Source organism: Aliiglaciecola sp. CAU 1673 (assembly GCF_029223185.1).
GTDB lineage: Bacteria > Pseudomonadota > Gammaproteobacteria > Enterobacterales > Alteromonadaceae > Bowmanella.
Window position 1 is genome coordinate 274,751 of the sequence record NZ_JARHUG010000003.1, and the last position, 13,236, is coordinate 287,986.

At 47.8% G+C, this 13,236-nt stretch carries 12 protein-coding genes; all 12 read left to right on the forward strand.

The window, feature by feature from the left end:
* The first annotated feature begins 3 nt into the window (after positions 1-3).
* The 12 genes from P2G88_RS04515 to P2G88_RS04570 all read left to right on the forward strand — a co-directional run bounded on the left by P2G88_RS04515 (position 4) and on the right by P2G88_RS04570 (position 13,095).
* A complete protein-coding gene (locus P2G88_RS04515; RefSeq protein ID WP_275794508.1) occupies positions 4-1,677 on the forward strand; it encodes an ATPase, T2SS/T4P/T4SS family in 1,674 nt (557 codons plus the stop codon).
* A complete protein-coding gene (locus P2G88_RS04520; protein WP_275794509.1) occupies positions 1,677-2,876 on the forward strand; it encodes a type II secretion system F family protein in 1,200 nt (399 codons plus the stop codon). The genes P2G88_RS04515 and P2G88_RS04520 overlap by 1 nt, the downstream gene beginning before the upstream one ends.
* Positions 2,876-3,274: a type II secretion system protein gene (locus P2G88_RS04525; protein ID WP_275794510.1), complete on the forward strand. Its 399-nt coding sequence runs from the start codon at positions 2,876-2,878 to the stop codon at positions 3,272-3,274. The genes P2G88_RS04520 and P2G88_RS04525 overlap by 1 nt, the downstream gene beginning before the upstream one ends.
* Complete coding sequence (locus tag P2G88_RS04530) at positions 3,261-3,701, forward strand: type II secretion system protein (RefSeq protein ID WP_275794511.1); 441 nt, start codon at positions 3,261-3,263, stop codon at positions 3,699-3,701. The genes P2G88_RS04525 and P2G88_RS04530 overlap by 14 nt, the downstream gene beginning before the upstream one ends.
* Entirely contained in the window at positions 3,698-4,408 is a 711-nt protein-coding gene (locus tag P2G88_RS04535; RefSeq protein ID WP_275794512.1) for a prepilin-type N-terminal cleavage/methylation domain-containing protein, read from the forward strand. The genes P2G88_RS04530 and P2G88_RS04535 overlap by 4 nt, the downstream gene beginning before the upstream one ends.
* 4 nt (positions 4,409-4,412) lie before the next feature.
* Positions 4,413-5,303, forward strand: a complete 891-nt coding sequence (locus tag P2G88_RS04540; protein WP_275794513.1) for a type II secretion system protein GspK — start codon at positions 4,413-4,415, stop codon at positions 5,301-5,303.
* A gap of 373 nt (positions 5,304-5,676) precedes the next feature.
* Positions 5,677-6,375 carry a hypothetical protein gene (locus P2G88_RS04545; RefSeq protein ID WP_275794514.1) on the forward strand — a complete coding sequence of 233 codons (699 nt, stop codon included), beginning with the start codon at positions 5,677-5,679 and terminating at the stop codon, positions 6,373-6,375.
* Positions 6,376-6,390: 15 nt separating this feature from the next.
* Positions 6,391-6,945, forward strand: a complete 555-nt coding sequence (locus P2G88_RS04550; RefSeq protein WP_275794515.1) for a hypothetical protein — start codon at positions 6,391-6,393, stop codon at positions 6,943-6,945.
* Between the two features lie 2 nt (positions 6,946-6,947).
* Positions 6,948-7,457 carry a hypothetical protein gene (locus tag P2G88_RS04555; protein WP_275794516.1) on the forward strand — a complete coding sequence of 170 codons (510 nt, stop codon included), beginning with the start codon at positions 6,948-6,950 and terminating at the stop codon, positions 7,455-7,457.
* On the forward strand, positions 7,441-9,549 hold the full coding sequence (locus P2G88_RS04560) for a secretin N-terminal domain-containing protein (RefSeq protein ID WP_275794517.1): 2,109 nt from the start codon (positions 7,441-7,443) through the stop codon (positions 9,547-9,549). Before P2G88_RS04555 ends, P2G88_RS04560 begins: the two co-directional genes overlap by 17 nt.
* Before the next feature lie 430 nt (positions 9,550-9,979).
* Positions 9,980-11,686: a hypothetical protein gene (locus P2G88_RS04565; protein WP_275794518.1), complete on the forward strand. Its 1,707-nt coding sequence runs from the start codon at positions 9,980-9,982 to the stop codon at positions 11,684-11,686.
* Positions 11,687-11,841: 155 nt separating this feature from the next.
* Positions 11,842-13,095 (forward strand): glycosyltransferase family 4 protein, encoded by a 1,254-nt coding sequence (locus tag P2G88_RS04570; RefSeq protein ID WP_275794519.1) that lies wholly within the window; start codon positions 11,842-11,844, stop codon positions 13,093-13,095.
* Positions 13,096-13,236: the final 141 nt, after the last annotated feature.

The window sequence follows — 13,236 nt, forward strand, 5'->3', positions numbered from 1 at the left end:
GCAATGAGAAATGTAGTCGATGTTCTGAGCGAAAAGGGGCGGCTGAGTGAAGTCGATGCCGACAAGATACACAGCTTTCAAAAGAGCTATGGTGGTAGCCTTCAGTCTATTATTTCCAGCCTAGGCTTAGTCAGCGAGGAGGATTTCGCTGAGGCGCAGGCCATTGCCATGGCGGTGCCTTATGTGAGTTTTGACAATCTCGATGAGGTTGTCTTAAGTGAACACCTGCTTGAACTGGTCAGAAGCTGCCCATTAAACGTGGAATTTTTTACTCAACACGGCACCGTGCCTATCCAATGGGAATCTGGCCTTATCCACCTTCTGGGCAGCGGGGAGCTGGCCGATCCGGTAAGGGAATACCTCGAGTTTGAACAGACTGCCTACAAGCTGTCTATCTGCAGCCCTACCGTGCTGCGTACTGCGCAAGCCCGTTACCTGGAAACGGACGCCTTCGGCATGGAACAAGCGGGATTGGACGGCGATATTCAGCGCCTCAAGGAACTGGCAAGTGAAACGCCGATTGTGAGTTTGGTGGACTCCTTGATCATTCGCTCGGTAAGGGCCGGAGCCTCGGATTTGCATATTGAGCCCTACAAAGGTGCATGCCGCGCCCGTATGCGTGTGGATGGCGTGCTGAAAGAGCTGGAAGTTCTGCCCGAAAAGTTGCAGTTGCCCATCGTCTCCAGAATCAAGATCCTGGCCAACTTGGATATCGCCGAAAAAAGGCGTCCCCAAGACGGCAAGATAGAATACAGCTTTGCCACCTATGAATTCGACATTCGGGTATCCACATTGCCCTTAAATGAAGGTGAGAGCGTGGTAATGCGCTTTTTGATGAAGCGCTCTATCGGTTACGATCTCGATGTACTGGGTATCGAAGCAGACACCTTGGCACTGCTTGAAGAAGATCTGGGACGAACGGCGGGCGTTATCCTGCTGACCGGCCCGACCGGAAGCGGTAAAACCACAACTCTTTACTCTTTCCTGAATCGTCTGAATAGCGAAGACAGGAAAATTATCACGCTTGAAGATCCGGTTGAGTACCAGCTGGACGGTATCAACCAGATACAGGTAAGGCCGGAGATCGGCCTCGACTTTTCTCGCGGGCTGCGCAGTATTGTGCGTCAGGATCCGGATATTATCATGCTAGGTGAAATCCGTGATACTGAGACGGCAAGAATAGCGATTCAGTCCTCTTTGACCGGACACTTGGTGTTCAGTACCGTGCATACCAATGATGCGCCCAGCGCCTTTACTCGTTTGCTTGATCTGGAGATTGACGAATACTTGTTAAATGCGGCGCTGATATCCATTGTCGCGCAAAGGCTGGCGAGAAAACTCTGTGAACATTGCGCAGTGCCAATGGATTATGGTCATCAGCACGAGCATTTACCCCTAAAACAGCTTGCCGGCATTTACAACAAGGGACAAATCACCTTGCGCAGTGCCGTTGGCTGCAAGGCCTGCGGAAATACCGGCTATAAAGGTCGTGTGGCACTGGTGGAATACTTGCGTTGTGACGAGTCTATCGCCGATTTGGAAAAGGATGCCGAGTTTGTGGTCAAAGCCAGGCGGATGATGCAAAGCCAGCATCGTCGCAATTTACTTCAGGATGGGCTGCTTAAGGCGATTAAAGGCCAAACCACCATCGAAGAAGTGAAGCGGGTGGCGGGTTAATGCAGCTATTCAGAATTAAAGCCTATAACAGTGCGGGCGAATTGCTTGAAAAGGATGAACTGGCCGCCGATGAAGCAGTGGTCAAACGCAGGTTGGCCGAACAAGGGTTGACGGCGATTTCCATCAGCGCCATTAACACTCAGGAACAAGGACACAGTGCAGCAAACTTCTCTTTAAAGGAACTGGAAGTCTTTATATCCAATTTGGCCGATCTGTTAAAAAGCGGCGTAAAACTGGATAAGGCCTTTGGCATCCTGGAGCGGGGTGCACCCAGTAAGGCATTAAAATATTTTATTGCGCAGTTTCGCCAGAGCATTCGCCAGGGACAAAGCTTTACCGACAAGGCGAAACAGTTTCCGCACTTGTTCAACAGACTTTATATCAGTTTATTGCAGGTAGGGGAGGCAACGGGCGATTTGGCCGGTGCCGTGTCCCGCATTACCGAAGACTTGAAGTTCAGAATTGCCCTTAAGGAAGAATTGCAGCGGGCGCTCACATATCCCGCTGTAGTGTTATTTGTCTGTATCCTGGCAATTACCTTTATCTTCCAGTTTGTTTTACCGCAGCTTGCGCCCTTGTTTGAGGAGGCTAAGGAATTGCCCTGGTACACCCACATGCTGCTGAATGTGGCTAACTTTATGGAAGCATATGGGGTGGTGGTCATTGCCGGAATTATTCTTACGCCACTGCTGTTGGTGGCCGTGCTCCCGGGACTGTTAAGAAACAGCGATCAATTCAAGAATCTGGTTTTTAATTTGCCTTTTGTCAGCAGCATGCTCAGGGTGGTGGACAGAATACGTTTCTCATCAGCTCTGCATCTGACCCTGAAATCCGGTGTTTCACTGGATGAAGCCATGCAACTTGCTGCGAATGCCGTTGCCTACCCGCTTTTACGCGAATCTCTTATTTCGGCCATAGAGAAGATCAAACAAGGCGCCCGTATCAGCGACTCGCTAGAGCCGGTCAGGCTATATGACAATATTCAGTTGGGTTTTATCGAAACCGGTGAAGAGACCGGCGATATGGCCTCGGCTTTTGAGAACGTGGCAAACAGAAGTCAGCAACTTTTTAAGCAAAGGGTATCAACCTTGACCACCTTGCTGGAGCCCATGTTAATACTTTTTATGGGCTTGATTGTGGGTGGAATCGTTATCGTAATGATTATGAGCATAATGGCCACCCAGGATATCAGCCTTTAATGCACAAAGCTCGCGGATTGACCCTGATTGAGCTTTTGATCGTGATGGCGATCATCTCTGCGCTGACTATGTTGGTGGGCCCCAAAGGCGTCTCTGTTCTCAATAGTTTTGAACGATTTGCTGAAAAAAACAAAGTTCGCCAGCAGGTGCAGAACACCAGTTTCAGGGCCATGAACAAACAGCAGGCCTATTCCCTCCACTTTCAGGGAACTGTGATGGAAGTCTGGTCTGGGGCTGCTCTGGAACAGTCAATAGATTTCAAACAGCTAACCTTTGAAGATGCCGAGCTCCATTTTTCCACTACGGGTTTATTGCAAGAGCAATCCGTGGCCTATTTCATTGACGGTGCCAAGCAGTTTATCGTCTTTGACTGTGAGTTGAATTATGTCCTTTGTTAGGCATAAGGGATTTACCCTCATTGAAGTGCTTATTTCTTTGGCTATTCTGGTCTCTGCTATTGCCTTAGGACAACTTGCCCTTCGCCAATATATAGATACCACGCAACGGCTTGAGCAGAAAAGCCAGGCCGCCAATATTGCGTTGTTGGCCAAGAATCATGTTGACCTTCATCTCAGCAGTCAGAATTTATCAGGTGAATATCGCTTGTCTGGTTTCACGGCACACTGGCATGGGGAAGTGCTTGATCGCTTCCAGGAGGGCTTCTGGGATTTTGAAATGGGGCAAGTAGCTCAGGGGGCAGGAATTTTTTACCTAGTTGGTGTCACCGTCGAGATCAGAAATATATCCGGCAGACCTTTACACACTTTCAAATTTAGAAGGCTGATAGGGGAGAACGCGGAATCATCGTTCCAGGAGGCGCAGTGAGGGCATCTAAAGGCTTCACTTTGATAGAGCTGCTGATTGTTGCTGCGATCCTGAGCTTTATTTTGGCTACCAGCTACCTGGCCATTGCAGGGTTTATCAAATCCATCAGCAAATCAGAAGTTGTTAATAATGATTTGGTTGCCGATTTCAGACTGATTACGCAATTAGATAAGTCCATAAAGTCAATGAGCGACTACTACCTGGTGTCCGCAGACAATAAACCTGTCCTGTTGTTTTACGGTGATAGCTCACGCATCACCTATATCAGCCACTATTCGGTATTGGGATTGCCGGGCTCGGTGTTGGTTGATTGGACTCTGGACAATAGCGCGAGACATATCGGTATAACTTTAAGGGAAATGAGTTTGAGTAACTATCACTTTGCCAACTTACCGGAAGCGCTTGAGATTATTTACTCAGCTTCCGAGATGGTAGAGCGAAAGGAATTCGAACTGAGCGAGGCACAAGCCCCCAACTTTGCTTTTGAGTATCGTCTCCCCTTTAACCTGGACCCAAAGCGAATGGAGTTGGCCGGTAAAAAAGTAAATAAATTTGAATATATTTTTGAATCCGGACTTCCGCGGGCCATTACCCTAACATGGAATGGTAATGCACCGGGTTCTGAACTGATTTTTGTTCCTAAGGTTAACAATACGGCCAAGGCGATCCGCACACAGTCGCAATTTTATGGTCTGGAGAGCTTGTGATCTCATGAACAAGCAGTCAGGTGTTGCCCTTATTTCAGCTCTTGTCACCGCCATTGTAATGGCGCTGGTGGTGGCATTGTTTAGTTGGCAAAGCAGACTGGCGCTTTCCGATGCCACTGCGATGCTGGAAAAAGTGGAGGCGGAATACCTGGCTGAAGATGCGCTTGCGCAAATTCAATATTTGCATTTGAAAAAACAGTACTCCACCGAGCCTGTGGAGTTGCCGGGCGGCTGGAACTATCACGGCCAGGTATTTGCGCTGAATGAAAATATAAATGTGCGTATTCGTGATGCCTCCTCTTTACTGCCGGTTACGCCCTTAAATTTCACCTTGTTCAAACAACTTGTGGCGCGATTGTCAGGCTCTGAAAAGCTGGCAGACACTCTGGAGGCCCAAGCTAAAGATTGGACCGATGGGGATGATCTGGTTCATCTCAATGGCATGGAGCAAAGAGATTATCAACTACTAGGTAAGCCGCTTCCCAGGAATGCCGACATGCAGTCGTTCGAAGAATTGTTGAGATTGCCTGCAATGAATGAGTCGCTATGGCAGCAGCTTCTTCCCTATTTAACGCCATTTGAAGTAGGCAACTTTAACTACATTGTTGCCCCTGAGGCCATAGTGGAAATAACTGTTGGGCAAAGTCGGGCAGAGCAAATTATTAAAGAGCGTGGTGCCCTCTCTGAAAGTGACCTGGCCAGAATGTTTGAAACAACTGGCTTGGCTGATCACCTTTCATTTTCGCCAAGCAATACGATAGAATTCGCGGTTTACGTCGACCTACCTGATGTTGCGGCTTATAGAAAAGTGGTGTTTCGCAAAGGGGATAGGGGCGACTTGGTAAATTCCCATGGGTATTGGTACTGGAATGAAGCGGCGCAAGATGATAAGTAAAAACAACATGCTGCGGTGGCTAGCGGGGCAGGCAGGCTTTATTCGGGATGCTAAGTCAGGTCTTCTGCCTCTTGTCTCACAGGCTACTGGGGAGAAACAACAGCTAAGCCCCAGAGTGTTGATCTTATCAAGGCAATTGTTTTACCGCGCTAAGGCTGAGTTTCCGATTAGTAATCCTCTGCATCTGGATAAAGCCGTCAGACTGAATGCTGCTCAGTATTGTCCGTTTCCAAATTTCCGCTTTTGTTATCTGCCTAAGTCCCTTGGAAAAGGTCGGACTCTTGTTTATTTCTGGTTTTATAAGGCTGAATTAGTGGAATCCATACCATCGGCCTGTTTTGATAGAACTCGGTTCCTGATCCCGGAAGACTTGATGCTTTGGTTGGCGCTGGAGCCGGGTGAGGACGCGGCAAACCAGGAAGGGGGCTTTCGCGTTGAAAAAGAGGAGAGCGGTTTATTTGTATGCCAAAGCCTTTCGAACTCAGGCGAAGATGCAGGGCCACAAACCTATAACTTCGCCTCTAACGAAGCTGGTTTACTATGGGCCTTAGGTAAACCTTGGCATTGGCTTAAAGCGTTACCGTTTTTGCGCTTTTCTAAAGCCCAGAAAGAACGAAAATTCAGTTTAAAGCCTAAGTTGCTGCTTGGTGTGTCCTTGACCATTACCGCTTATTTGTTGGCAACTTTGGCTCTGTCTTTTGCGGCTTTAACCATGAATCAAAGTCGCCTGGCCGATAGTCAGGAATTAATGCAAAGCTATTTTGCTGAGAAAAAAGTCCATGACGGCCTTCTGGCTGAGACCGAAAAACTAGAGGCTTTGATTGCCGGCATAAGATCCCCCGATGAAATATTTAGGATATTGGGTGCTGGTAGCGCAGAATATGTTATCCAGCAGATACGTATCAGTGAAGATCAGGTAGTAATGCGCGGTCAGGCAGACGATGCTGCAAAACTACTCAATGAGTTGCTAAGTGACGGACGTTGTCAACAGGCTCACTATTCGTCCCCCTTGAATGAAGACAGATTTACTAAAAAACAGGTATTTACAATTTCCTGTTATCTATCCAGGTAGTGCATGAATACTTCGATGAAAAAATGGCTTAAGCAACCCAAACACCAAGTTTATGCTGTGTTACTTGGTATGCTGCTGCTGATTCAATTTGTTTGGCTACCCATTTATAACTTGCGAGCTGAGTGGTTGGATAGCTTGTCTTTCGTGCTGACACAAACCAGGGATGAAGACTCAATTCGACAAGCAACAGAACAGTTGCAAACCAATATTGATGCCCTTCGCAATAAACAGTCAAAGTTAGGAGCTTATTTCTCAGGAGTGCCAGGGCTTGCGCAAGAGCAATTGCAGTTCCTTAAGCAAATAGAAACCATGGCCGAAGAGTTAGGGATTGAGAAAGGTCGCCGTCAGTGGAAAACCTCAAATATCGATGAGCAAATTACAGAAAGTCAACTGCAGATTCGCTTTACCGGCCGGGGCGCAGATTTACAAGAATTAGCGAAGCGACTGTCTGAATTTAAGCCAAAACTGCATCTGTCACAGTTGGTTCTGGCCAGGGACACCAACAGCTTGTATCAGGATTTTAATTTCGATTTGACCATTAGTTATTATCACCTGAAGAGGCCCTCATAACGATGAAAGCCTCATCTGTCATCATGATCTTATTGCTACTGCTGTTAATCGACGGTGCTGCGTTGATAGGCCCACTATTGGGAACTACTAAAGAACTCGCGCTCCCCGAACCTGTGCACTCAGGCACTGATTCAAAGTCACAGGCAGACTACCAATTTAAACGTCAGGATATCTTTGCTGACAGAGAGCCGGAGGATACTGCAAAAACGGTAGAAGCGGCGGTACCCGAGATGATTGGGAAAGCGGCAATCCGTTTTGAACAGAATGAAGTCACCTTACTGGCGGTGTCATCCGCTGGCCAGGACCACTATGCGACGTTTTCGGCAAGCACGCTGGGCCAGGCGGCCAAACTTGGCGATATAGTGCATGTACGTGCTGGTGAAAAAATCCTTGGTGCAACCTTGATCCGCATAGAAGGCCGCAGGGTGGTGGTGGAAGTGTCGGGTGATGAATATACGCTGGCCTTATTTGATATTGATAAAGAGCAACTAAAAAATGAAAGTGAAAGCTAACCTCATCACCGCATTATCGGTGGCATTATTGACGGCTTGTACGGCAAATAATGCCAAGTTGCAGGTTCCCCAGTCCAAACTTAACGCCTTTCCCGCCGCTTCATCTGAGAGAGAGGCTGACGACAACAGCCAAGGCCAAGTGGGCAGTTCATATGAATCTTTGCAGGTGGTACCCCAAAGTGCCTCGTCTGCGGTGCTTTCCTCAGAGAAACAACAAAAACAGCTGGGCTTAGGTGAGGCACCCACACTCACAGTAGCCATCAATAAAATGCGGGCAAGTGATTTTATTCATTTGGTATTTGGTCAGTATCTTGGACTGAATTACGTGATGGATGCGTCGGTGGAAAGTAACCAATCTGTCAATTTGTCTTTAAACTTGCAGGATAAAACCAGCCAGCAGCAACTTTATAAGATCGCCAACGAGCTGCTTTCACAAAACAATATCGCTGCCGAGGTGAAAGACGGTATCTTCTTTTTTTACTATCAGCAAAACCGCTCTGCTAAAGGTGCTTTTGCTCTAGGAATAGGCCGGGAAGCTTCCGACATGCCCTTGGAAGCCTCAGAGCAGATTGCCCAGCTGGTGCCAATCTATTACGCCCAGTGGCAAAGTATTCAAGAAGTGGTCAGCACTTTGCTTAATGTTCGTTCAAAATGGGTACCCGAGCAAAACGCGGTGCTGGCGGTGGGCTCCAGAGACGAAATCAGTCGCTTTTTAAAAGTGGTAAATGCCTTTGATGTGCCCTCTGCAAAAAGCCGACACATAGGTTTGTTGAAACTCACCTATGTTAATCCTGAGGAGTTTATTACTCAGGTTCAGTCACTACTCAGTGCTGAAGGATTGCCGACGGCAGAGGATAAGCAGGGGCGTTTAGCCCTATCACCAATAGCCAGGCGTAATTCCGTGATTATTCATGCCGCCAGCGATGACTTAATCCAAAGGATAAAATACTGGGCCAAGCAAATTGATGTGCCAACCTCAGGCAGTGATAAGCGCTACTTCGTTTATTTCCCCGAAAACGCCCGTTCAGAAGAACTAGGTGCCAGCCTGGCGCAGCTGCTTTCTCTGGAATTGGATAACGAAATGCAAGGCAGCACTACCAGTATGTCCCCCAGGTCAGGTGGGCAAAACCAGCAGGATGGCTTTAACGCCGGCAATGCCGGTGGTACAGATAGCAGTTCCGGCCGCCAAAATCAGAAAGGTAATACCGGCTCCACTGGCACATCTATTAAAACCCGTGATCTCTCTATGGTTGTGGACTACTACCAAAACGCCCTTGTGTTCTACGCTACCCCATCGCGCTATCACGAATTGTTGCCGATGATAAAGCAGTTGGATGTATTACCTAAGCAGGTGGTGATAGAGGCGACAGTCGCCGAAGTAACCTTGGGCGATTCCTACACTCAGGGGCTTGAATGGTTTTTTAATAATGAATTGGGTAATGCCAGGGTAGAGCGCTCTTACAATATGAAAAACGGTTTGGCTTTCGCCCTGACCGGCGTGGATTATGGCGTGACCTTGTCTCTGCTGTCTTCTGACAGCAGGGTTAATGTACTGTCTAATCCCAGGGTTGTGGTAAGAGACGGGGAAGTGGCCAGCATCAATGTAGGCTCTCAAGTACCGGTGATTTCTCAGCAATCGTCCAACTTAGAAGGCAGTGGCAATACTTTGCTGCAAACTGTGCAATATCGCTCCACTGGTGTCAATTTATCGGTGACGCCTTACATTAACTCCAAAGGGGTAGTCTCATTGTTGGTTAACCAGTCGGTTAGCGATGCAACACCCAACGAATTATCCGATGTCAGTTCCCCCATTATTTCCAATCGCTCTATCACCACCCATGTACTGGCCAAAAATGGTCAAACCGTGGTGTTAGGGGGCCTGATTAGCGAAAGCAGCAATGACACCAATAGCGGTGTGCCGTTGCTAAGGGATCTGCCCCTGTTTGGCAATCTCTTTGAAAGTAAAAGTAAAGGCAGCTCCAAAGTTGAATTGGTGGTGCTGATTACGCCAAGAATTCTCAGTACCGAGGAAGAGATTGATGCCGTGCTCGATGCCTTTAGTGAGGGTATGCAAGAGTTGCGTATAAAATAAGGGCTGTGTTTTGTATGTTTTCCGTGTTTTTTCGGGACATTTTTACGCAATAAATATTTGTGGAGCATGGAATCCCTCACATATTCCCTGCGAAAATTTGCCAATGGCCACTTTTTGACTAAATTAGAGTATGTTTTTGCTGCCAATTGGGGTGTTGGCGCAAGTGAAAATATACCTTTGAGGTGATTTTTTCGGCTTTTTTGCCCTGGGAATTCAAATTCTTGAATTAGCTATAAAAAATCTGTACCGTCTTTGCCGATGGAAGTTGACACTGGTTGGAAACTTGTGTTCAATTGGAACGGACTCGGGGTCTGGTCGTCTGGATTAGAAAACGAGCAGAACCCGACGTTTTTCATGAAAAACACGATTTTGTAAGAGGACAAACATGAAATTACAAAAATCACTCTTGGCACTCGCTGTTGCAGGGACAATGACTGCAGGTAGTGCACTTGCTGCTAGCTCTAATATTTATGTACTGAACTGGGCCGCTGACGCTGGTGCCGCGGTAACTGGCGCTACTAACGGTAACCTTGCTGGCTATGCCGCTGACGGCAAAGGTGATGTGACTGTTGAGCGTCGCTTCACTACCGGTGCTGACCTGGGTGTAGACCTGGGTAACGCCGCGTTGCCAAATCAAGGTCTGGCTGCTTTCACTCAGCGCGTAATCACCTATGCGTCTGCTGTGGCACTGCAAGACAAGTCAACCATCCGCTACACCTTCACCAATGGTGGTTTGGAGCAGGATCCGACTTATTTCGTAGCGATTTGGGATGAGGCTGCTGCTGCCGGTGCTGGTGCGTTCAGATATGCTGGTACTACCAATGACTTCACTAACTCACCTAATGGCAATTACTACAGCGACCTGCTGATCGAAATCGATACCACCGGTTTCGCTGGCACAGAAACTGCTCTGCTGAGTGATGGTACTGCTAGTGCTCCAATTGCTAGTGATGCTCCATTGCCGGCCGGTACAGTTTTGTACCTGTTCAACGCCAATACCTTTGCTGCAGGCGACGTGGCTAATATCGTTGTAGAACAGGATCGTGCTGCTGGAGACAAAGTAACTGTTGCTATCTCTGATGCCCGTGACAGCGCCTCTAACCCTCTGGAAGCACCTAAGACTGTAGCTCCAGCCGACGTGGCGACCATGGTTAACGGTCTGACTCTGACAGTTAATACTGTGACTTCTACTATCGACGTAGAAGCAAGCCCAACTCGTACCGGTTTCGTGGAGACTACGCCAGACGTTCAAACGTCTCGCGCGACCATTCAGTTGGCTAACACCGCTGAATACACCTTTAACCTGGCTCAGGCTACTGATACCTACACCATGTCTGTTTCTCGCGATAACAGCACTGGTGTAAGCTCTGTTCAGTTGGGTGCTGCTGCCTTCACCAAGAACGCCACTACTGGTGTTTATGAACTGAGTGCTAACGCGACTACTAACCTGTTCGCTGCTGCCGTTAACAACGACATCAACGTGAACGACGGTGCCGCTGACGGTACTGGTCAAAACGGTGTGGTAGATGCCACTAACAGCCCGCTGGAAACTGGTGCTTGGACTTTTGCGATGACCGTAAATCCTGACCAGACCGACGGCGAGCCAGTTGATGTTGCTCAGTTCTCTCTGACTTCAGCCACCTCTCACGACTGGGTAATCAACGGTATGCAGGCCAAGGTACCTTATGTGTACACTATCCCCAGCACTACTGGTTGGTCTTCTATCATCAAGTTCACTAACGAGTCTTCTGAGGCTGCCGAAGTGATCGTTGATGCCGTGGTTTACAATGCCACTACTGGTCTGTCTGTAGCAGAAGTTAATAACCAGTTCACTAACGTGTCTCTGCCTACTTCTATTCCTGCAGACGGTCAGATGACTGTAACTGGCGCGACCATCGCTTCTGCTCTGGGTCTGGATGCCAACACTAACTACCACTTCGGTCTGACCTTTACTGTAATCGCTCCTCAGAACACTGTTCACCTGGACGTACAGAACAAGAGCCCAGACGGCCGTGCTGCTGGTAAAGTGTTGTACAACATCAACCAGTCTGAAGTTCGCGTATGTGGCGACCTGGCTGGTGATGCTGGCGAACTGGATTGCGTAAGCCGCACCAAAGACAACCGCGTATGGCAATAATCCTTCGGGACTATTGTTAAACGTAGAAAGGCCCGCATATGCGGGCCTTTTTTTGTCATTTAATACCTACGTATACCAGCCAATTACATACTGTAAATGACATCGCATGGAGCTTTCCTTATAATATGCGCCCAATTTTCATCGCGAGTTAGAAGTTGAAGGTTCTTTACCTACATCAGCATTTCACAACACCAAATGGTGCTTCAGGCACCAGATCCTATGAGGTGGCCAGCCGTTTGGTAGAACGAGGGCATCAGGTCACAGTGCTCTGCGGGAGTTTTGGTGCCGGCAATACAGGTCTGGACGGGCCTTTTAAAGGTGGTATAAGGTCAGGGATAGTTAATGGTATCAAGGTGATTGAGCTCGCCATTCCTTATTCTAACCACGATAGCTTCTTTAAACGGGCAAAAACATTTATCAGCTTTGCTCTTCGCACCATCCTTGTCGCGCTGAAAGACAGATATGATCTTGTGTATGCTACCTCCACGCCCCTAACCATAGCGGTACCTGCTCTGGCCCTAAAAATGTGGCGTAAAACCCCCTATGTTTTTGAAGTGAGAGATCTTTGGCCTGAGCTACCCAAAGCCATGGGAGTCATCTCTAATCCTCTGATACTGAAAGTATTGGATATCTTGGAGAGCTTAGCGTATCGCTACTCCTCTCAAAATGTTGGACTCTCACCTGGAATGGTCGAAGGTATCCGCAGGAAGCAGCCAGGAAAGGTCAGTGCGATGATCCCAAACGGGTGTGATATTGATGCATTTCAATCAGCGAGACTAATCAGGAGCCAAAGGATGGAAGGCGTTATTGGGCAAAAATGCCCTCTTGATAATTGGTGTGATCGTAAATTTAATTTTGTGTTTGCCGGTACTCACGGCATAGCAAACGGTTTGGAAGTACTGCTTGATGTAGCAAAAGAGATAAAGGACCAAGGTTTAGACACCATTGCCATACATTTAATAGGCGATGGTATGTTGAAAGCCAGCTTGCAGAAGAAAGCGATTGAGATGGAGGTCAGTGATATATTGATTTTCCACCCCCCCATGCCAAAAACCGAACTTGTAACCTGTCTTGGTTTTATGGATGCAGGTCTGATGCTACTGAAAAATGTTCCGGCTTTCTACTATGGCACATCACCTAATAAGTTTTTTGATTATGTTGCTGCAAGCATGCCTGTTGTTTGTAACTATCCAGGTTGGATTTCGGAGATGATTACAGGATCAAGTATTGGCGCAACAGTAGCCCCTGACGATCCAACAGCCTTAGCCAACGCATTAATCGAACTCAGTACTGTTTCGACAGATGAAATGACTCAGATAGCCGAACGCTGCAATATACTTTCACAGCAATTTGACCGGGATAAATTGGCCCTGAAGCAGATAAATTTGATTGAGGGTTTTGCGACCTGATCGTTGACGTATTACAAGTGATCCATACCAACAAGACTGGACACCTCGTTAAGCGATAGAATCGCAATCGAGGTGAAGCATGACAAAAGAATCCAGATCCCGTAAACGCCACGGCGAAGAGTTTAAAGCAGAAGCCCTGCG